Annotated in this window: 2 protein-coding genes; both read right to left on the reverse strand. The window is 60.4% G+C overall.

The annotated features are described in order from the left end of the window. Positions 1-333: hypothetical protein (locus ACTQ46_RS11140; protein ID WP_441749895.1), on the reverse strand; the 333-nt coding region annotated here is incomplete at its 3' end. 22 nt (positions 334-355) lie between these two features. Beyond that, on the reverse strand, positions 356-609 hold a 254-nt coding region (locus tag ACTQ46_RS11145), incomplete at its 5' end, for a hypothetical protein (protein WP_441749896.1).

Here is a 609-nt window from a genome sequence, read left to right on the forward strand (position 1 = left end):
AGATGTGTATAAGAGACAGCGATTGAACATCGCAAGCTGCACGTCGCCGTTCGACGCATCCCAGATAGCGCGCAACCGGTCATCGGCCTTCTCTTCGCCGGGGAGCACGAGGGCGCGCATCTGCTGGCGATCAACCACAGAGTCCACCACCACAGCCGCCCCCGACGTGATCACGTCATACTCGCGGCGATACTCAGGCGGCAACGCCAACCCGATATGCGTGAAGGCATGCTCCGTGTCGTAGTAGGACAGCAGCATGTCGTCAGAATCACGATGGGAACGTAGGTCGAGGTACAGCCGGTCAAGAGTTTGCAGCTCGTCAACACTCAGCACACGCAGCCACCCCTTTCGCGACTCATAGGAAGAAAATCGTTTCCTTGGCTTCGGTCGACCAACCGGCCGCCGCCATATCCGCGGCAGCCTCGTGCGCCAGCACGTCAGCCATCACCACATCGATCTTCAAATGCTCAGCCGGTTTGCCGAGAATGAACTTGTCGCCCGGTTTCGCGACCATCCGGGCCGCCAACGCCTGAGCCTTGAACACCTCATCCGGGGCGTGCGTCGTCAACCCCTCGGCCATGTCCTCCCGGTACCTGACCAGTGCTGGAA

It is taken from the genome of Gallicola sp. Sow4_E12 (assembly GCF_052116305.1).
Taxonomy (GTDB): Bacteria; Bacillota; Clostridia; order Tissierellales; family Peptoniphilaceae; genus JBQKLI01.